We start from the raw sequence: 19,057 nt of genomic DNA on the forward strand, positions 1-19,057 counted from the left end.
CATGGCGGCAACCTTGCCGGCGTCCGCACGCGACGCCGCGATCGCCACCGCAGTGACCGACGCGGTCGCAGAACCCGCCGAGCAGCAGCGCCGGCGGCTGCGCATCGTCGTCGCGGCGAGCCTGCTGGGCACCACGGTCGAGTGGTACGACTTTTTCCTCTACGCCACCGCGGCCGGCCTGGTGTTCAACAAGCTGTTCTTTCCCAACGAGAGTTCTTTGGTGGGAACATTATTGGCGTTCGCGACCTTCGCCGTCGGGTTCGTGATGCGGCCCATCGGGGGCCTGGTGTTCGGTCACATCGGCGATCGCATCGGTCGCAAGCGCAGCCTCGCGTTGACCATGCTCATCATGGGCGGCGCGACGGCACTGATCGGCACGTTGCCGACGGCGGCGCAGATCGGTGCGTGGGCGCCGGTGCTGCTGCTGGTCTTGCGCGTGCTGCAGGGTTTCGCGCTTGGCGGTGAGTGGGGCGGGGCGGTGCTGCTGGCCGTCGAACACAGCCCCGGCGACCGGCGCGGCCGCTTCGGGGCGATTCCGCAGATCGGTTTGGCGCTCGGATTGGCCTTGGGCACCGGCATATTCGCCTTCCTGCAAGTCGTTTTGGGGCCAGCGCGGTTTCTCTCCTACGGCTGGCGCATCGGATTCCTGCTGAGCCTGCTGCTGGTCGTGATCGGCATCGTGGTCCGGTTGCGGGTCGACGAGACACCGGCGTTCCGCGAATTGCAAGACCTGCGGGCCGCATCCACCGTGCCGATCCGCGACATCGTCTGTGAGCCGCGTTCCCGGCGCAACACTGTGCTGGGCCTGCTGTCGCGGTGGGCCGAGGGCTCGGCGTTCAACACCTGGGGTGTTTTCGCCATCAGTTACGCCACCGGCGCCCTGGAATTGAATCGGGTCTCGGTCTTGGTGGTGGTGACCATCGCCGCCCTGGTCATGGCGGTGCTGCTGCCGGTGTCCGGACGCTTGACCGAGCGCTTCGGCGCGCGGCGGGTGTACCTGGCCGGCATCGCCTCTTACGGCCTGGCGGCCTTTCCGGCGTTCGCCCTGTTCGGCACCAAGAATCTGGCGTGGTTCGGGCTGGCGATGATCGTCGTGTTCGGCGCAGTGCATGCGCTGTTCTACGGCGCGCAGGGCACGCTGTACTCCGCGCTGTACCCCACGAACACGCGCTACACCGGGTTGTCGTTCGTCTACCAGGTCTCGGGCATCTACGCCTCCGGGGTCACGCCGATGATCCTGACCGCGCTGATCGCGGCGCTCGGCGGGGCGCCGTGGCTGGCGTGCGGGTATCTGGTTGCGACAGCGGTGATCAGTGTGATCGCCACGGCTTTGATTCGCGACCGAGACCTCTACCTGTAAGCCGTTGTTGCTGCGGGCCGCGAAGCCCGATAGCGTCCGGGCATGCGGCGCGCGCAACGCCAGGTGAGTTCCGGTTCTGTGGGGCAGGATCCCGCCGCGCCGGACGGCGGAGTCAATCCGCAACTGCGCCAAGGGCTGTCGCAGCGACAGCTCAGCATGATCGCCCTCGGCGGCGTGATCGGGGCCGGGCTGTTCGTCGGGTCGGGGGTGGTGATCAAAGACACCGGCCCGGCGGCGTTCCTCACCTACGCGCTTTGCGGTCTGCTCGTCGTCCTGGTGATGCGGATGCTCGGCGAGATGGCGGCCGCGAACCCGTCAACCGGGTCGTTCGCCGACTATGCGGCCAACGCCCTGGGCGGCTGGGCGGGTTTCTCGGTCGCCTGGCTGTATTGGTATTTCTGGGTGATCGTGGTGGGTTTCGAGGCGGTCGCAGGCGGCAAGGTGCTCAACTATTGGTTCCATGCGCCGCTCTGGCTGCTGTCGCTATGCCTGATGGTGTTGATGACCGCGACCAACTTGTTCTCGGTGTCGTCCTTCGGCGAATTCGAATTCTGGTTCGCCGGAATCAAAGTCGCGACGATCGTGGTCTTTCTAATCGTGGGCACCGCGTACGTCCTCGGGCTGGTGCCGGGGCATCACGGCGGTCTGGCGAATCTGGGATCGCACGGCGGGTTCTTTCCCCACGGCGTCGGCGCGGTGTTCGCCGCCATCGTGGTGGTGATCTTCTCCATGGTGGGCGCCGAGATCGTCACCGTCGCCGCCGCGGAAAGCCGCGATCCCGAGCTCGCGGTCCAAAAGGCCACCCGATCGGTCGTGGCGCGCATCGGGATCTTCTTCGTCGGTTCGGTCTTCCTGCTGGTGGTGCTGTTGCCCTGGGATTCCGTGGAACTCGGTGCCTCGCCGTACGTGGCCGCGCTCAAACACATGGGGCTTTCCGGTGCGGACCAGGTGATGAACGCCGTCGTGCTGACCGCGGTGCTGTCCTGCCTGAACTCCGGCCTCTACACGGCTTCGCGCATGATGTTCGTGCTCGCCGAGCGGGGCGAGGCCCCAATGCAATTGGTCAAGCTCAGCGGGCGCGGCGTCCCCCACTTCGCGATCCTGTGTTCGTCGGCGGTCGGATTCCTGTGCGTCATCATGGCCCGCGTCGCGCCCAACACCGTGTTCCTCTTCCTGCTCAACTCGTCGGGCGCCATCATCCTGTTCGTCTATTGGCTGATCGCCCTGTCTCAGATCGTCCTGCGCCGCCGGACGCCCGCGGAAAAGCTGACGGTGAAGATGTGGTTCTACCCGGTGCTGTCCATCCTCACGCTGGCCGGAATCACGGCCGTGCTGGTCCGAATGGCGTTCGACCACACCGCACGTAGCCAGCTATGGCTCAGCCTGCTGTCCTGGGCGGTGGTGATCGGGGTCTATTTTGTCGCGCGGTTGCGCGGCCGCGTTGGCGCGGTCTCCGAAGAATAGGATTGTTTGACGAGCGCTAGCACATGCGCTACCGGATTTCGAACAACCAAAATTGTTGAGTTGCGGTATCGCTGTGACAGCTGTGGCCGAAAGTCCCACGGGCCAGTCAGCTCCATCGCCGTTCGATCGAGGTGATCAGCGCGGTCAGGGTCGCGTTCACCGGCGCGGCAACGCCGACCCGGGCGCCCTGGCGCGGGACCGCGCCGTTGATGACGTCGATCTCACTGACCCGGCGAGCCTCGTGGTCCAGCAGCGCCGATGGTTTGGCGTCGGGCATCTGCGCGCCGAAGGCGCGGACGTGTTCGACCGCATCGGTGACGGCGACCGCGATGCCCGACGCCCGCGCGACGGTCCACGCCTCCGTCGCGGCCGCCTGGCTGACCGGCGCCATCTCCGGATCGTCCATCACCTGCCCGACGGTCATGCCGGTCAGCGCGCATGGGGCCCTGTAGGCGGCGTTGCAGATGAGCTTCTCCCATTGCATCGCGGCGATGTCAGGGACCGCGGCCGCATCGAATCCGGCGGCCGCCCATGCCCGCGCGATTGATTCGACCGTGGCGAGTGGCAGCGACGCGTAGGCGCCGAACCGCATCGCCTTCATGGCGTTGTGCCGCACATGCCCGGGGGCCACGGTCGCCGCGCCGAATCCGCTGGCGATTCCGACCGCGACCCGCTCCTCACCGACGATGCCCGCCACGATTTCCGCCGACCCCAGGCCGTTCTGGATGGTCAGCACCGGGGTCGCCGGATCCAGCATCGAAAAAGCTTGTCGGGCACCGGTCGTCACGTCGGCCGCCTTCACCGCGAGCACAATCAGGTCCATCGCCTCGTCCGGTGCGGTGGTGCTCGCCCGCACCGGCACCACCTGGTCGTAGCCCGGACCGGTGACCCGCAGCCCGTGTCGGGTGATCTGATCGATGCCGGCCTGGTAGCGGTCGACGGCCAGTACGTCGTTACCCGCGGTGGCCAGCCTGGCCGCATAGATGGAACCCATGGCACCGCAACCGATTACGGCGATCTTCATCCGTGGTATCTCCCATCGGTCATCTCGGCGATCAGCTCGGCCAGGCCCGCCTTCTGCTCGAGCCCGAAGCCCGCGGCGTCGGTCGGCGAGATCCGGCCCGCCGACAATGCGCACGCGTCGGCGTAGCCGCCGAACGGCGCGAACACGCCGGGGTAAGCCTCACATCCGCCCAGGCCCAGCCCGGCCGCGATGTGCAAATTGATCAGGTGACCGCCGTGCGGGAACGCGAAACGGCGATCGAAGCCATGCGACGCCGCGACGTCGAGCATCCGCATGTACTCGCTCAGTCCGTAGCTCAGGCCCGGATCCATCTGGAAGACATCATGATTGGGCCGCATTGCGCCGTAGCGCAGCAGATTGATCACATCCGGCACCGAGAACAGGTTTTCCCCGGTGGCCACCGCACCGCCATAGCACTCCGTCACCGCCCCGTTCAGCGCGTAATCGAGGGGATCGCCCGGCTCTTCGTACCAGCGCAGGCCGTAGGGGGCCAGCGCGCTCGCCCAGCGGGTGGCCTCGGTCCGGTCGAAGCGGCCGTTCGCGTCGACGGCGACCCGTGCCGCGTCGCCGACGATGTCGACGACGGCCTCGATCCGCGCGAGGTCCTCGGCCAACACGGCGCCGCCGATCTTCATCTTGACCGCGTCATAGCCGGCGTCGAGGTATCCCCGCATTTCCGCGCGCAGCCGATCGACGCCGCCGTCGCCGTAGTAGTAGCCACCCGCGGCGTACACCGGAACCGACGGTGCGGGGTCTCGTCCGGCGTGGCGGGCGATGGTCACGCAGGCCGGCTCGTCGCGCAGTTTCGCGTTCAGGTCCCAGCAGGCCAGTTCCAGCGCGGCCGCGGCCGCCGCCCGGTCGCCATGACCGCCGGGTTTCTCATCGGTGAGCGCACAGGCCAGAACGGCCGCGGGATCGAGATATCCGGACGCGTCCAGCAGCGCGTCGGGGGAGGCGGCCAGCAGCCGCGGGATCATCCGGTCGCGCAGGATTCCACTCTGCGCAAACCGGCCGATCGAATCGAAAGCCACACCTACCACGGGCCGCCCGTGTCGGACCACATCGGTGACCACCACGACCAGCGAGACCGTGTGTTGGGAGAAGTTGACCACCGCGTTGGCGGGCCCGCCGCGCGGCCCGGCGGCGAGGGCGACCGCCCGCTCGGCGATCGCCGTGATCCGCATGTCGTCAGGAAGTCCGCGTGAGCAATACCGCTTGCTCGAACGGCAACCTAGTGAAAACCCGTCGCACCCCGCGTGTTACGTACGCCGCCGCCTCATCCCTGGTGACCACGCGCGGATCCGCGATGTCGAAGGTCTTGCCCTTGCTGCGCAGCCGGCCACCGCCCGCCGCCTTCAGATTCTTCAGCCAATCCCGGTCGGGGCCATAGGTCAACACGATGGCCACCCCGGGTTTGCCATTGACCTCAGTGTTGAACACGTTCACCGGTGTCCGGTACGGCTTGCCGGAGCGTCGTCCGACATGCTCGACGATCCCGAACGGCGGAAGCCAACCGGCCCACATCCGCTGAATCGGGTTGGTGACGTGACGGTTGAACCGGGCGAGCCTATCTGGGAGTTGCATACCGCTATCCAACTCGCAGGCGCGGGAAGAGGACAACCCCGCCTCGACGCAACAAGGGTCTACTGTCATCTCATGGGCGAGGCAGCGGGAAACGAGGCCGCGCGGCGCGCCGAAGAACTGCTGCGCAGGGGGGCAGAACTGTCCGCGGGTCAGGGCATCACCGAGGACGACGTGAAGCGTGCCGCCGAACACGCCGAGCATTCCCATGAGCGCGACCAGGTGGCACATCAACGAGGGGTGCACCGCCACTACGAAGCCGGCGTCGCGCACGAGCGCGCCGCCGAAGTCGAGGAACGCGCGGTCGCCGAGGGCCTCGGCGATGTCGAGGCGCACCGGCGTGCGGCGGAAAAAGAACACGAAGCCGCGCGTCGCAACTTCATCGCGGCGCAGGAATCCGACCGGCAGGACGCCGACTAACCTGCCTGCCGGCACCGCGCCGCCTCCCCATAGCACGTTCTGCTACACCCTGTAGTGGAATGGGCCGCGAGGGCTGGGACACTAGTCGTCATGGGAAGCAGTGATCAGGCGACCGCGCACGCCAGCGGGGTCCCCCGGGCCACGGCCGCGTCGGCCCGGTTGTTCGAGGACGCCTGCGCCGTCATCCCCGGCGGCGTGAACTCTCCGGTTCGCGCGTTCAGCGCGGTGGGCGGGACGCCGCCGTTCATCACCGACGCGCGCGGATGCCGCCTGACCGACGCCGACGGCAACCGCTACGTGGACCTGGTCTGCTCGTGGGGCCCGATGATCCTGGGTCACGCGCACCCTGCCGTCGTCGAGGCCGTCGCCAAGGCCGCCGCATCGGGGCTATCGTTCGGCGCGCCCACCCCGGCCGAGAGCGAGCTGGCCGCCGAGATCATCGGGCGGGTCGCGCCGGTCGAGCGGATCCGGCTGGTCAACTCCGGCACCGAGGCCACCATGAGCGCGGTCCGGCTGGCCCGCGGCTTCACCGGGCGGGCCAAGGTCGTCAAGTTCTCCGGCTGCTACCACGGCCACGTCGACGCGCTGCTCGCCGACGCGGGCTCCGGGGTGGCGACGCTGGGGCTGCCGTCCTCGCCGGGAGTCACCGGCGCGACGGCGGCCGACACAATCGTGTTGCCCTACAACGACATCGACGCTGTGCAACAGAGCTTCGCCCGGTTCGGTGAGCAGATCGCGGCGGTGATCACCGAGGCCAGCCCAGGCAACATGGGTGTGGTCCCGCCCGCGCCCGGCTACAACGCGGCGCTGCGCGCGATCACCGCCGAGCACGGCGCGCTGCTGATCATCGACGAGGTGATGACCGGCTTCCGGGTCAACCGAAGTGGTTGGTACGGAATCGATCCCGTGGACGCCGATCTGTTCACCTTCGGCAAGGTGATGAGCGGCGGTCTGCCGGCCGCGGCGTTCGGCGGGCGGGCCGACGTGATGGAGCGACTGGCGCCGCTGGGGCCGGTGTATCAGGCCGGGACGCTCTCGGGTAACCCGGTCGCGATGGCCGCCGGGCTGGCCACCCTGCGCAACGCCGACGCCACCGCCTACGCAACCCTGGACGCCAACGCCGATCGCCTGGCCGGACTTTTCTCCGAGGCGCTCACGAATGCCGGTGTGGCGCACCAGATTCCGCGGGCCGGAAACATGTTCAGCGTGTTCTTCTCCGAAACGCCGGTGACGGACTTCGCGTCCGCGCGGGCCACCCAGACGTGGCGCTACCCGCCCTTCTTCCACGCGCTGCTGGACGCGGGCGTGTACCCGCCGTGCAGCGCCTTCGAGGCGTGGTTCGTCTCGACCGCGCTCGACGACGGCGCGTTCGACCGGATCGCCGACGCCCTGCCCACCGCGGCCAGGGCCGCCGCCCAAGCTGAGGAGGGGAAGTCCTGATGGCCGAGCACACCCGGGTGCACGTGGTGCGGCACGGCGAGGTGTACAACCCGAGCGGCATCCTCTACGGGCGGCTGCCCGGATTTCACCTCTCCGACAACGGCCGCGCGCAAGCGGCCGCGGTGGCCGACGCGCTGGCTCACCGGGACATCGTCGCGGTGATCGCCTCGCCACTGGAACGGGCCCAGGAGACCGCCGCGCCCATCGCCGCCAAGCACGGCCTGACCGTTGATACCGACCCGGAGCTGATCGAATCGGCCAACTTCTTCCAGGGCAAACGGGTCGGGCCGGGCGACGGCGCCTGGCGCGACCCGCGGGTGTGGTGGCAGCTGCGCAACCCGTTGCGGCCGTCCTGGGGCGAGCCGTACGCCGAGATCGCGGCCCGGATGCAGACGGCGGTGGACAAGGCGCGCGCCCGCGGCGCCGGCCACGAGGTGGTGTGTGTCAGCCACCAACTCCCGGTGTGGACGCTGCGGCTGCACGCGACCGGCCGGCGACTATGGCACGATCCGCGGCGGCGAGAATGCGGGCTCGCGTCAGTGACGACCCTGGTCTACGACGGCGACCGCCTGGTCGACGTCGAGTACAACGAACCGGCGGCGCCTTGACCGCGCGACGACAGGCGATGGCCGGGGCCGTGCTGGTGGCACTGCTTCCCGGCCTGGTCGCCGGCTGCTCCTCGGGGCACGACGCCGTCGCCCAGGGCGGCACCTTCGAATTCGTCTCGCCCGGCGGCAAGACCGACATCTACTACGACCCGCCGTCCAGCCGCGGCCGTCCCGGCGCGCTGGCCGGACCCGACCTGGCCGACCCCGCGCACACGCTGTCGCTGGGCGACCCGATCTTCGCTGGCCGGGTCGTGGTCATCAACATCTGGGGGCAGTGGTGTGGGCCGTGCCGCGCCGAGGTCACCCAGCTTCAGCAGGTGTATGACGCCACCCGGGGATCCGGGGTGTCCTTCCTGGGTATCGACGTCCGGGACAACAACCGGCAAGCGGGGCTGGACTTCGTGAACGACCGCAAGGTGACCTTCCCGTCCATCTACGACCCGGCGATGCGCACCCTGATCGCATTCGGCGGTAAATACCCCACCACCGTGATTCCGTCCACGCTGGTCTTGGACCGCCAACACCGCGTCGCGGCGGTCTTCCTGCGCGAATTGCTGGCGAGTGACCTGCAGCCAGTGGTGCAGCGGCTGGCCGGCGAGGCATCCCCGACCCCGGTTGGCAAGGCGGCGCCGTGACGGGCTCGAGACAGCGATGACCGGATTCACCCAGCTCGCCGCCGCGGGACCGCTCCTGGTGGCCCTCGGTGCGTGCCTGCTGGCGGGACTGGTGTCGTTCGCCTCGCCGTGCGTGGTGCCGCTGGTGCCCGGCTACCTGTCGTATCTGGCCGCGGTCGTGGGCGTGGACGAGGAGCCGCCGGCCGGCGCCATCAAAGCCCCACCGAGCGCCCGCTGGCGCGTCGCGGGATCGGCGGCGTTGTTCGTCGCCGGGTTCACCACCGTGTTCGTGCTCGGCACTGTCGCCGTCCTCGGCCTGACGACCACGCTGATCACCAACCAGCTGCTGCTGCAACGGGCCGGGGGAGTGCTGACCATCGTCATGGGCCTGGTGTTCGTGGGCCTCATCCCGGCCCTGCAGCGCCAGGCCCGGTTCAGTCCGCGGCAGCTGACCACGGTCGCCGGGGCGCCGATGCTGGGCGCGGTGTTCGCGTTGGGCTGGACGCCGTGCCTGGGGCCGACGCTGGCCGGCGTGATCACCGTCGCCTCGGCGACTGACGGCGCGAGCGTGGCCCGCGGAATCGTGCTGGTGATCGCCTACTGCCTGGGCCTGGGCATCCCCTTCGTGCTGCTGGCGTTCGGCTCGGCGGGCGCGGTGGGCGGCCTGGGCTGGCTGCGCCGGCACACCCGGGCCATCCAGACCTTCGGCGGCGTCCTGCTGATCACGGTCGGCGCGCTGCTGGTCACCGGGGTGTGGAATGACTTGATCTCGTGGCTGCGCGACGCGCTCGTGTCCGACGTGAGGTTGCCGATTTGAGGCACGTCTTCGCCTGGAGCCGCAATACTTGGCGCGCGCTGACCTCGATGGGCACCGCGCTGGTGCTGTTGTTCCTGCTCGCGCTCGGCGCGATCCCGGGTGCGTTGCTGCCGCAGCGCAACCTCAACGCCGGCAAGGTCGACGACTACCTCAAGGCCCACCCGATGATCGGGCCGTGGCTGGATCGGTTGCAGGCCTTCAATGTGTTCTCCAGCTTCTGGTTCACCGCCATCTATGTGCTGCTGTTCGTATCGCTGGTCGGCTGCCTCACCCCGCGGATGATCGAGCACGTCCGCAGCCTGCGGTCCACCCCGGTGGTCGCGCCGCGCAACCTGGCCCGGCTGCCCAAGTACACCAGTCATCAGATCCAGGCCGGCGCCGACGAGCTGAACGCCCTGGCGAACACGCTGGCCGCGCGGCTGCGCGGGTGGCGCACCGCCATCCGGCACCGGGACGGCGCCGAATCCACCGATTCCGAAGTGGTCGAGGTGTCCGCCGAGAAGGGCTACCTGCGCGAGTTCGGCAACATCGTCTTCCACTTCTCGCTGCTGGGCCTGCTGGTCGCGGTGGCCGTCGGCAAGCTGTTCGGCTACGAGGGCAACGTCATCGTCATCGCCGACGGCGGCCCCGGCTTCTGTTCGGCCTCGCCGGCCGCGTTCGACTCGTTCCGGGCCGGCAACACCGTCGACGGCACCTCGCTGCACCCGCTGTGCATCCGGGTCGACGACTTCGCGGCTCACTATCTGCCGTCGGGGCAGGCCACGTCGTTCGCGGCGAGCGTCGACTACCAGGCCGGCAGGGATCTGACCGCGAACACCTGGCGGCACTACCAGCTGGAGGTCAACCACCCGCTGCGGCTCGGCGGTGACCGGGTCTACCTCCAGGGACACGGCTACGCGCCCACCTTCAGCGTCACCTTCCCCGACGGACAGATCCGCACGGCGACGGTGCAGTGGCGGCCCGACAATCCGCAAACCCTGCTGTCGTCGGGTGTGGTGCGCATCGATCCGCCCGGCGGCAGCTATCCCAACGCCGCGGAGCGCCGCAACCACGAGATCGCCATCCAGGGCCTGCTGGCCCCGACCGAGCAGCTGGAGGGCACGCTGTTGTCCTCGCGGTTCCCGGCGTTGGACGCCCCGGCCGTGGCCGTCGACATCTATCGCGGTGACACAGGGCTGGACACCGGGCGGCCCCAGTCGCTGTTCACGCTGGATCCCCGCCTGATCGAGCAGCACCGGTTGACGAAGGAGAAGCGGGTCAATCTGCGTGCGGGCCAATCGGTCCGGATCGACCAGGGGCCGGCCGCCGGCACCGTGATCCGCTTCGATGGCGCCGTCCCGTTTGTCAACCTGCAGGTCTCGCACGACCCGGGCCAGACCTGGGTGCTGGTCTTCGCGATCACGATGATGGGCGGTCTGGTGGTGTCGCTGCTGGTGCGCCGCCGCCGGGTGTGGGTCCGTCTGACGCCCGACGCCGGCGGGTCGCCCGGTACCGTGAACGTCGAACTGGGCGGCCTCGCGCGCACCGACAACTCCGGTTGGGGCGACGAGTTCGAGCGACTGGCCGAGCGGCTGGTCTCCGGCGTCGCTCGCGCCGCGCCACCCACCGCGTCCGACGGCGACGCGACACCCGCAGCGTCCAAGAGGAGTTCTGAGGTGGACGTCAAATGAATACGGTGCACGTCAACGTCGAGCTGGCGCGCTACTCCGACTGGGCGTTCACGTCGGCGGTGGTGGCCCTGGTGATCGCGCTGCTGTTGCTGGCTTTCGAGCTGGCCTACGCCGGCGGGCGCCGCGCGGATCAGCGCGCACGGGTACTCGCCGGCGCCGTCAGCGCCGATTCCGTCATCCCCGGCGTGGTGGACGACACGCCCGGACGCCCGATCGACGAACGCGTCGGCCGGGCCGGGCTGTCCGTGGTGTACCTGGGCATCGGACTGCTGTTGGCCTGCCTGGTGCTGCGCGGCCTGGCCACGGTGCGGGTGCCGTGGGGCAACATGTACGAGTTCATCAACCTGACCTGCCTGTGCGGGTTGATCGCCGGGGCGGTCGTGCTGCGCCGCCCGCAATACCGCCCACTATGGGTGTTCTTGCTGCTGCCGGTGTTGATCCTGCTCACCGTGTCGGGTCGCTGGCTCTACACCAACGCCGCGCCGGTGATGCCCGCGCTGCAGTCCTACTGGCTGCCCATCCATGTGTCGGTGGTCAGCCTGGGATCAGGAGTGTTCCTGGTGGCCGGCATCGCCAGCATCCTGTTCCTGCTGCGGACGTCGCCACTGGCAGAGCCCGACCGCACCGAGCGCGGCGCGCTGAGCCGGCTGATACAGCGGTTCCCCGACGCGCAGACGCTGGACCGCATCGCCTATCGAACGACGATTTTCGCTTTTCCGGTGTTCGGTTTCGGCGTCATTTTCGGCGCGATCTGGGCCGAGGAAGCCTGGGGTAGGTATTGGGGCTGGGATCCGAAAGAGACTGTGTCCTTTGTCGCCTGGGTGATTTACGCCGCGTACCTGCACGCCAGGTCGACGGCGGGATGGCGGGACAGGAAAGCCGCCTGGATCAACGTCGCGGGGTTTGTGGCCATGGTCTTCAACCTGTTCTTCGTTAACCTGGTCACTGTGGGCCTGCATTCTTATGCGGGCGTCGGGTGACGGTGCTTGACCGGCCCAAGAAACGCACAACACGCTGAATAACGCACAGCAAAGGGGAGTGCAGTGACCGAGCATCCAATGTCGGGCGTGGGGGCGCCCGAACAACCGACCACGCAGATACCCCCACAGACAGCGTCCGCGGCGGCCCAGCACGAGGGCGCCGAACCCCAGGCAGGGTCGGGTGGCTCGGGTGCCGAAGCCCCTACTCGCGCCTTCGCCGGTTTCCGCACCGAACGCCGCGTTCCCGGCCCCGAACACCCGCCGGCCGCACCGCCCACGGCGCCCAGGCCGGCCGGGATGCCGCCGTGGGACTCCACGCCGGTGACCGGCATCCCGCGAGTCGATCCGACGGCGTATGGCGCCTACTACACGGGCCCGGACGCGCCGCCGACGCAATTTCAGGGGGCGCCGCAGCGCCCCGAGCACCTGCCGCACACGCCGTATCCGGAACTGTCCACCGGCATGCTGCTGCGGCCGGTCGCGCCGCCCCCGTCGGATGGATGGCGACTGCTGCTGTTCAAGCTGTCCGGTGGGCTCCTCAACCTCGGCGAGAGCCCACGGGCCACGCGCTACAACAATCTGGTCGCCCAGGTGAACCGGCCGCTGCGGGGTTCCTACCGAGTGGCCTTCCTGTCGTTGAAGGGCGGCGTCGGCAAGACCACGATCGCCGCGACGCTTGGCGCCACCTTCGCCTCCATCCGCGGTGACCGGGTGGTCGCCGTCGACGCCAACCCCGACCGCGGCACGTTGAGCCAGAAGATCCCGCTGGAGACGGCCGCGACGGTCCGCCAGCTGCTGCATGACGCGGGCACCATCGAGCGCTACAGCGACGTGCGCCGCTACACCTCCAAGGGGCCCAGCGGCCTGGAGATATTGGCATCCGAAACGGATCCCGCCGTCTCGGACGCGTTCGGCGCCGATGACTACGTGCGGGTCCTGGACATCCTGGAACGGTTCTACGGCTTGGTGCTCACGGACTGTGGGCCCGGACTGCTGCATTCGGTGATGAGCTCGGTGCTGGACAAGGCCGACGCGCTCGTCGTGGTCAGTTCGGCGTCCATCGACGGCGCCCGCAGCGCCTCGGCGACGCTGGACTGGCTGGATGCCCACGGCCACGAGGACCTGGTCCGCAACTCCATCGCGGTCATCAACGGGGTCAAGCCACGCCCGGGCAAGGTCGACATGAACAAGGTCATCGAGCACTTCTCCCGGCGCTGCCGGGCGGTGCAACTGGTGCCTTTCGACCCGCACCTGGAAGAGGGCGCCGAGATCGAGCTGGACCGGTTACGGCGCGGGACGCGCGAAGCGCTCACCGAGCTGGCCGCCATCGTCGCCGACGGGTTCCCCGGCGACCAGCACAATCCGGGAGTGCTCGGCTAGCGCCGGTCAGCTGTCGCCGCGACCCAACCGCCGCAGGAAATCTGGATCGTCGTCGGGTCCGATCACCCGCGTCTTCGGCCGGTGAATCTGCGACCGTGCGGCACGCCAGCCCACGTAGATCAGCGTCCCCAACATCACGACGAGCAGCAGGTAGAGCACGCAACACCTCCTTGGGGCGAATATACCCGCGCCGTAGGCTCACCCTGTGTCACAAGAAGCTAGCGACGACCGCACCGGCGGCGTGCAGGACCCCGCCGCGAACGAGGGCATGGCGCAACGGGGCGCAAGCCGCGTCGCCGTCCACGTGGCCGCGTACATGGCGGCGAGGGTGCTGCTGGCGGGCGTGCTCACCGGGGTGATCTACGGTGTCGCGCGCTTGGCGGGCATTTCGCAGTTTCCGATCGTGGTAGCGGTGCTGTTCGCCCTGATCATTGCGATGCCGCTGGGCATGTTGGTGTTCGCCCCGCTGCGCCGCCGTGCCACCGCCGCGCTGGCGATCGCCGGGGAACGACGGCGCCGGGAGCGTGAATTGCTGCAAGCCCGCCTGCACGGGGAGGCCACGCCGGACGAGGGCGGCCAGGAATCAGGGCGCGGTTAACCGCTCGGCAGCCGCACGACCTGTGCGGCGTAGCTCAGGCCGGCGCCGTAGCCGAGCAGCAGCGCCAAGTCGCCGGCCTGGGCCGCGCCGGTCGCCAGCACTTCGGCCATCGCCAGTGGGATGGATGCCGCCGAGGTGTTCCCGGTGTGCTCGATGTCGTTGGCGACGATTGCATCCGGACGCAACTCGAGGCTCTTGGCCAGCACCTCGTTGATCCGGCTGTTCGCCTGGTGCGGCAGGAACACGTCGATCTCGTCGGGCCGGACGCCCGCCGCGTCCATGGCCTGCCGGCCGACCTTGCCCATCTCGAATGCCGCCCAACGAAACACCGCGCTGCCCTCGAGCCGCAGGAAGGGCCGCGGGCCCGTCGGGCGGTCCATGTAGTCGATCCAGTCGATGTCCTGGCGGATGGCCGTGGCCTGCGCGCCGTCACTGCCCCAGACGGTCGGGCCGATGCCCTGGTCCGGTGTTTCTCCCACCACCACCCCGGCGGCGCCGTCGGCGAAGATGAAGCAGTTGGTGCGGTCCTGCATGTCCACGGTCGGGGACAGTTTTTCCGAACCCATCACCAGCACCTTGCCCGCGGTGCCGCCCCGGATCATGTCGGCCGCCACGCCCAGTGCGTACCCGAAGCCGGCGCACCCGGCCGAGACGTCGAAGGCGGGCACGCCGGTGGCGCCCAACGCCGCCGCTACCGATGGCGCGCAGGCGGGCGTCTGCAGGAAATGCGTGCTGGTGGCGACGATCACGCAGTCGATGTCGGCCGCGGTGAGCGCGGCTTTGGCGATCGCCTCCTGGCCGGCCGCGGTCGCCATGGACGCGGCGGATTCGTCGCGGGCGGCGAACCGGCGCGTCTTGATGCCGGTCCGGGTGTAGATCCACTCGTCGGACGAATCGATGTTCTCGCAGAGTTCGTCGTTGGTGACCACCCGCTCCGGCCGGTACGACCCGACGCTGAGTAAGCCGATGTTCGTGGGCCCGCTGGTCGCGGCAATCTGCTTCATCGCGGTCCTTTGCTATCGCCCCAGCAAACGCAAAGGTACCCCACCGGGCCCGTCGTCTGCACTATCGATACCCCCGCTTAGAGCTCAGCTGGCCAGCGCCAGTGCCGCGGCCACCGCGATCGCCCAGACCGCCATGGCCAGCCCGGTATCGCGCAGCACGGGGATGAGCTCCGGGCCGCCGCGGCCGGATCGCACCGGGGCCGCCGCGCGCAGGGCCAGCGGCGTGGCCACCAATCCGACCGCGCACCAGGGTGTCGCGAGCATGAGCACCAGGGTCAGCACTCCGGCGGTACCCAGCAGCGCCTGGTACAGGATCCGGGTGCGGGCATCGCCCAGCCGCACCGCCAGGGTGATCTTTCCCGAGCCCGCATCGGTCGGGATGTCCCGCAGGTTGTTGGCCACCAGCACCGAGGAGGACAACGCCCCGATCGACACCGCCAAAAGCAGGCCCACCCAGTCCACGCGCAGCGCCTGGGTGTACTGGGTGCCCAGCACGGCGACGAGCCCGAAGAACAGGAACACCGCGATCTCACCAAAACCGGCGTAGCCGTACGGTTTCGACCCGCCGGTGTACAGCCACGCCCCGGCGATGCAGGCCGCTCCCACCGCGATCAGCCACGGCGCGCTGCACAACGCCAGCGCGAGCCCGGCGAGCGCGCCGACGGTCAGGTTGGCGATCGCGGCGGCCAGCACCGCCCGCGGCGCCGCCAGCCGCGAGCCCACCAGGCGCACCGGGCCGGCGCGGACGTCGTCGGTGCCGCGGATGCCATCGGAGTAGTCGTTGGCGTAGTTGACGCCGACGATCATCGCGAGCGCGACGGCCAGCGCGAGCAGCGCCTTCCACCACACCGCGGAATGCAGCCATGCCGCGGCGCCGGTTCCCGCGACAACCGGCGCCACCGCGTTGGGCAACGTCCGCGGCCGCGCACCGGAAACCCACTGCCCGAAATTGGCCACCCGACCATCCTGCCAGGATGCCGGCCGTCAATCCCCGGGCCCCGCACCCCCGATCGCTTCGACATGATGCACCACAATGGTCGGATGCTTGGAGTCATCGGCGGCAGCGGCTTCTACACGTTTTTCGGATCCGACTCCCGCGAGGTCACCGTCGACACTCCCTACGGCCCACCCAGCGCCCCGGTCACCGTCGGCGCGATCGGTGGCCACGAGGTGGCTTTCCTGCCGCGCCATGGCGCGGCGCATGAATTCTCCGCGCACACCGTGCCCTACCGGGCCAACATGTGGGCCCTGCGCAAGCTCGGTGTGCGGCGGGTGCTCGCGCCCTGTGCGGTGGGCAGCCTCAAACCCGAACTCGGCCCGGGCACCGTCGTGGTGCCCGACCAGCTGGTCGACCGCACCCGGGGCCGCGCCGACACCTATTTCGACTCCGGCGGCATCCACGTCGAGTTCGCCGACCCGTACTGCCCTACGCTGCGCGACGCGGTGACCGTCCTGCCCGAGGTGACCGACGGCGGCACCATGGTGGTGATTCAGGGGCCGCGCTTTTCCACCCGCGCCGAGAGCCAGTGGTTCGCCTCAGCCGGGTTCTCACTGGTCAACATGACCGGCTATCCGGAGGCGGTGCTCGCTCGTGAACTCGAACTCTGTTATGCCGCAATAGCTTTGGTGACAGATCTGGATGCCGGTGTCAGCGCCGGGGAGGGCGTGAAGACCGTCGACGTCTTCGCCGAATTCGCAAGGAACATCGAAAAGTTCAAGACGCTGATCCGCCAGGCCATCGGCCGGGTCGCTGCCGACCGCACCTGCACGCGGTGCCTGCCGCACGCCGGGGTCACCCTGCCGATCGAGCTGCCGTGAGGGTGCTGCTGACCGGGGCGGCCGGCTTCATCGGTTCGCGGGTGGACGCCGCGCTGCGCTCCGCGGGTCACGACGTGGTCGCCGTCGACGCGTTGCTGCCCGCCGCCCACGGCCCAAACCCGGTGCTGCCGCCGGGATGTCACCGCGTCGACGTGCGCGATGCCGACGCACTGGTCCCGCTGTTGGACGGCGTGGAACTCGTGTGTCATCAGGCGGCGATGGTGGGCGCGGGCGTAAACGCCGCCGACGCCCCGGCCTATGGCGGCCACAACGATCTGGCCACCAGCGTCCTGCTGGCGCAGATGTTCGCCGCCGGGGTGCGGCACCTGGTGCTGGCCTCGTCGATGGTGGTGTACGGGCAAGGGAGCTACCACTGCGAACAGCACGGAGCGGTGGATCCGCTGCCCCGGCGCCGGGCCGACCTCGACGCCGGGATCTTCGAGCACCGCTGTCCGGCCGGCGGGGAGGAACTGCACTGGCGCCTCGTCGACGAGGGCGCCTGCCTGCGGCCACGAAGTCTGTACGCCGCCAGCAAGACCGCGCAGGAGCATTACGCGCTGGCGTGGTCGGAGGCCACGGGTGGTTCGGTGGTGGCGCTGCGTTATCACAACGTCTACGGTCCCGGCATGCCGCGCGACACCCCTTACTCCGGGGTGGCGGCGATCTTCCGGTCCGCCCTGGAAAAGGGCGAATCGCCAAGGGTTTTCGAGGACGGCGGGCAGATGCGCGACTTCGTCCACGTCGACGACGTGGCCGCCGCCAACGTCGCCGCGACGCAGCAGCGCGAGGGTTTCACCGCGGTCAATGTCTGCTCCGGACAACCCATTTCGATCCTGGAAGTGGCCGGTGCGCTGTGCGGCGCGCGCGGCGGCGCACAGTCGCCGGTGGTCACCGGGCAGTACCGCAGCGGCGACGTGCGCCACATCGTCGCCGACCCGTCCCGGGCCGCCGAGGTGCTGGGTTTCCGTGCGGCCGTCACGCCGGGTGACGGGCTGCGCGAATTCGCGTTCGCGCCGCTTCGCTGAGTCAGCCCTGCGGGGGCCGGTAGATCTGCGGCTTCTGCACAGATATCTGGCGCGTTCCGGTGTCGTCGCCGCGGAAAATCCGGGGGGCATTGGCCAGCGGCGGTATCTCCGAGGTCGCCGGTTCGTTGTCCGCGCCGGGGACGCCGGCGGGGATGCGGGTGGTCGCCGAGGCCGACGGTCCGGCGCCTTGGCCCACCGGGATCCGAGTGGTCGGTGCTGCCGCATTCGCGGCGGCCGCGCGCCGGCGGGCCGCGCGATTAGCCCGCCGTCGACCGCTCAGCTGCCCGGCGACGATCGCCGTCGCCAGGATGCCCAGCGCCAGGCCGCACAACGTCACGTCGAAAACACTGGTGATCTGCTGGGCGAGGTTGTTGCCGTAGACCGGGTGCAGCGCAGGGGAATTGGGCGAGTCCGCGAAGCGCGGCGCCAGCACGACGCCGACGACGACGCGGGCGACGCTCAGCGTGGCGACGAGTCCGCACAGCGACGTGACCACCCTCGGCGAAAGGGTGGCCAGCCTACGGCGCAGCCAGATCGCCAGGACCGCGGTGGCCAGATCGAACGCGGCCAGCACGATGCTGTCGTACCGGGAGAAGGGGTAGTTCAGGATAACTCCGACGACCAGGTCGGTGATCCGCATCGCTATCGACCCAACGCACCAAACGGCGATGAGCAGCAGGCCATTTCGGGTCGCCCCGCGCCACACGGATTCCTCGGTCGGCGAGGCGTTCCGGTGACCGAACAGCGCCCGCGGCGCGAAGAGCGCCGCGCCGGCCGCCCACGCCAGGTAACCCTCGAACCCGACGCCCGCCGTGGACGTGTTCTGCGCGATGCCGTGGAACGCGTCGATGTCACGACCGGCGGGCAAGAACCACACCAGGATCCCGGCGGCCAGCGTCGACGCGCCGAGCGCGACGATCGTGAGCCGGCTCGCCCGAGCGTCGCGCAGCAACCACCTGGAGGCGACCAGCACGGCCACCAGGGCCACCACGCCGTACACCACCGCGGTCGCGATCACGGCGATGTTCTGTTTGCCGAATTGGTCGGCGCCGCCGGTGCTTTGCAGCGCGTACCGGACCCGCCAGTACAGGTTGAAACCGAAGCTGAGCACCGCCGCGAGCATCGACAGCGAGCCGATGATCCGCGCCGACCTGTGCCACCCGCTGGACTCGTCGCCCGCCGGAACGGGTCCGGTGAGCGCGCCGGCGGGCACTGCCTGGGCGCTCAACAACGAGCCGGCGACCTCGGAGATAC

Annotated in this window: 19 protein-coding genes and 1 pseudogene; 13 read left to right on the forward strand and 7 right to left on the reverse strand. The window is 69.4% G+C overall.

Annotated features, from left to right (window positions below; genetic code table 11):
* Position 1: 1 nt before the first annotated feature.
* A complete protein-coding gene (locus A5753_RS03450; RefSeq protein ID WP_067123496.1) occupies positions 2 to 1,360 on the forward strand; it encodes an MFS transporter in 1,359 nt (452 codons plus the stop codon).
* 42 nt (positions 1,361 to 1,402) lie between these two features.
* The gene (locus A5753_RS03455) at positions 1,403 to 2,824 is read left to right on the forward strand and encodes an amino acid permease (protein WP_255361342.1); all 1,422 of its coding nucleotides are present in this window, start codon (positions 1,403 to 1,405) and stop codon (positions 2,822 to 2,824) included.
* 106 nt (positions 2,825 to 2,930) lie between these two features.
* Here the strand turns inward: A5753_RS03455 and A5753_RS03460 are convergent, their stop codons facing one another.
* The 3 genes from A5753_RS03460 to A5753_RS03470 are packed head-to-tail and all read right to left on the reverse strand — an operon-like array spanning position 2,931 to position 5,432.
* Positions 2,931 to 3,848: a ketopantoate reductase family protein gene (locus A5753_RS03460; RefSeq protein ID WP_067123453.1), complete on the reverse strand. Its 918-nt coding sequence runs from the start codon at positions 3,846 to 3,848 to the stop codon at positions 2,931 to 2,933.
* Complete coding sequence (locus tag A5753_RS03465) at positions 3,845 to 5,032, reverse strand: enolase C-terminal domain-like protein (protein ID WP_067123455.1); 1,188 nt, start codon at positions 5,030 to 5,032, stop codon at positions 3,845 to 3,847. Before A5753_RS03465 ends, A5753_RS03460 begins: the two co-directional genes overlap by 4 nt.
* A gap of 4 nt (positions 5,033 to 5,036) precedes the next feature.
* Positions 5,037 to 5,432 (reverse strand): nitroreductase family deazaflavin-dependent oxidoreductase, encoded by a 396-nt coding sequence (locus A5753_RS03470; protein WP_067123457.1) that lies wholly within the window; start codon positions 5,430 to 5,432, stop codon positions 5,037 to 5,039.
* 72 nt (positions 5,433 to 5,504) lie between these two features.
* On the opposite strand from A5753_RS03470, the gene A5753_RS03475 reads away from it, so the two are divergent.
* The 8 genes from A5753_RS03475 (at position 5,505) to A5753_RS03510 (ending at position 13,358) form a co-directional block, all read left to right on the forward strand.
* Positions 5,505 to 5,849 (forward strand): hypothetical protein, encoded by a 345-nt coding sequence (locus A5753_RS03475; RefSeq protein ID WP_067123459.1) that lies wholly within the window; start codon positions 5,505 to 5,507, stop codon positions 5,847 to 5,849.
* Positions 5,850 to 5,939: 90 nt separating this feature from the next.
* A complete protein-coding gene (gene hemL / locus A5753_RS03480; protein WP_067123461.1) occupies positions 5,940 to 7,289 on the forward strand; it encodes a glutamate-1-semialdehyde 2,1-aminomutase in 1,350 nt (449 codons plus the stop codon).
* Complete coding sequence (locus A5753_RS03485) at positions 7,289 to 7,897, forward strand: histidine phosphatase family protein (protein ID WP_067123463.1); 609 nt, start codon at positions 7,289 to 7,291, stop codon at positions 7,895 to 7,897. Before hemL ends, A5753_RS03485 begins: the two co-directional genes overlap by 1 nt.
* A gap of 17 nt (positions 7,898 to 7,914) precedes the next feature.
* The gene (locus A5753_RS03490; protein ID WP_067123465.1) at positions 7,915 to 8,532 is read left to right on the forward strand and encodes a TlpA disulfide reductase family protein; all 618 of its coding nucleotides are present in this window, start codon (positions 7,915 to 7,917) and stop codon (positions 8,530 to 8,532) included.
* Positions 8,533 to 8,548: 16 nt separating this feature from the next.
* Positions 8,549 to 9,328 carry a cytochrome c biogenesis CcdA family protein gene (locus tag A5753_RS03495; RefSeq protein ID WP_067123467.1) on the forward strand — a complete coding sequence of 260 codons (780 nt, stop codon included), beginning with the start codon at positions 8,549 to 8,551 and terminating at the stop codon, positions 9,326 to 9,328.
* Positions 9,329 to 9,375: 47 nt separating this feature from the next.
* Positions 9,376 to 10,998: a cytochrome c biogenesis protein ResB gene (locus A5753_RS03500; protein WP_082971154.1), complete on the forward strand. Its 1,623-nt coding sequence runs from the start codon at positions 9,376 to 9,378 to the stop codon at positions 10,996 to 10,998.
* A complete protein-coding gene (gene ccsB / locus A5753_RS03505) occupies positions 10,995 to 11,978 on the forward strand; it encodes a c-type cytochrome biogenesis protein CcsB (protein ID WP_067123471.1) in 984 nt (327 codons plus the stop codon). The genes A5753_RS03500 and ccsB overlap by 4 nt, the downstream gene beginning before the upstream one ends.
* A 63-nt stretch (positions 11,979 to 12,041) precedes the next feature.
* The gene (locus A5753_RS03510) at positions 12,042 to 13,358 is read left to right on the forward strand and encodes a MinD/ParA family protein (RefSeq protein WP_197694573.1); all 1,317 of its coding nucleotides are present in this window, start codon (positions 12,042 to 12,044) and stop codon (positions 13,356 to 13,358) included.
* 6 nt (positions 13,359 to 13,364) lie between these two features.
* Here the strand turns inward: A5753_RS03510 and A5753_RS24215 are convergent, their stop codons facing one another.
* Positions 13,365 to 13,517 carry a hypothetical protein gene (locus A5753_RS24215; protein WP_156655919.1) on the reverse strand — a complete coding sequence of 51 codons (153 nt, stop codon included), beginning with the start codon at positions 13,515 to 13,517 and terminating at the stop codon, positions 13,365 to 13,367.
* A 46-nt stretch (positions 13,518 to 13,563) separates the two neighbouring features.
* On the opposite strand from A5753_RS24215, the gene A5753_RS03515 reads away from it, so the two are divergent.
* Positions 13,564 to 13,956, forward strand: a complete 393-nt coding sequence (locus A5753_RS03515; RefSeq protein WP_369829287.1) for a DUF4229 domain-containing protein — start codon at positions 13,564 to 13,566, stop codon at positions 13,954 to 13,956.
* On the opposite strand, the gene A5753_RS03520 is transcribed toward A5753_RS03515, so the two are convergent.
* Both A5753_RS03520 and A5753_RS03525 read right to left on the reverse strand, forming a co-directional pair.
* Positions 13,953 to 14,960 carry a beta-ketoacyl-ACP synthase III gene (locus A5753_RS03520; RefSeq protein ID WP_067123475.1) on the reverse strand — a complete coding sequence of 336 codons (1,008 nt, stop codon included), beginning with the start codon at positions 14,958 to 14,960 and terminating at the stop codon, positions 13,953 to 13,955. The two genes, A5753_RS03515 and A5753_RS03520, sit on opposite strands and share 4 nt — an antisense overlap.
* A gap of 61 nt (positions 14,961 to 15,021) precedes the next feature.
* Positions 15,022 to 15,917 (reverse strand): annotated as a pseudogene (locus tag A5753_RS03525) (1,4-dihydroxy-2-naphthoate polyprenyltransferase).
* Positions 15,918 to 16,001: 84 nt separating this feature from the next.
* Between A5753_RS03525 and A5753_RS03530 the strand changes: the two are divergent.
* Together A5753_RS03530 and A5753_RS03535 are read left to right on the forward strand one after the other, a co-directional pair.
* Positions 16,002 to 16,778, forward strand: coding sequence for an S-methyl-5'-thioadenosine phosphorylase (locus A5753_RS03530; RefSeq protein WP_231989982.1), 777 nt, complete (start codon positions 16,002 to 16,004; stop codon positions 16,776 to 16,778).
* Positions 16,775 to 17,803: an NAD(P)-dependent oxidoreductase gene (locus tag A5753_RS03535; protein WP_067123479.1), complete on the forward strand. Its 1,029-nt coding sequence runs from the start codon at positions 16,775 to 16,777 to the stop codon at positions 17,801 to 17,803. Before A5753_RS03530 ends, A5753_RS03535 begins: the two co-directional genes overlap by 4 nt.
* 1 nt (position 17,804) lies before the next feature.
* Here the strand turns inward: A5753_RS03535 and A5753_RS03540 are convergent.
* On the reverse strand, positions 17,805 to 19,057 hold a 1,253-nt coding region (locus A5753_RS03540), incomplete at its 5' end, for a hypothetical protein (protein ID WP_156655921.1).

The organism is Mycobacterium sp. 852002-51971_SCH5477799-a, from assembly GCF_001667145.1.
In the GTDB taxonomy this organism is placed as follows: Bacteria; Actinomycetota; Actinomycetes; order Mycobacteriales; family Mycobacteriaceae; genus Mycobacterium.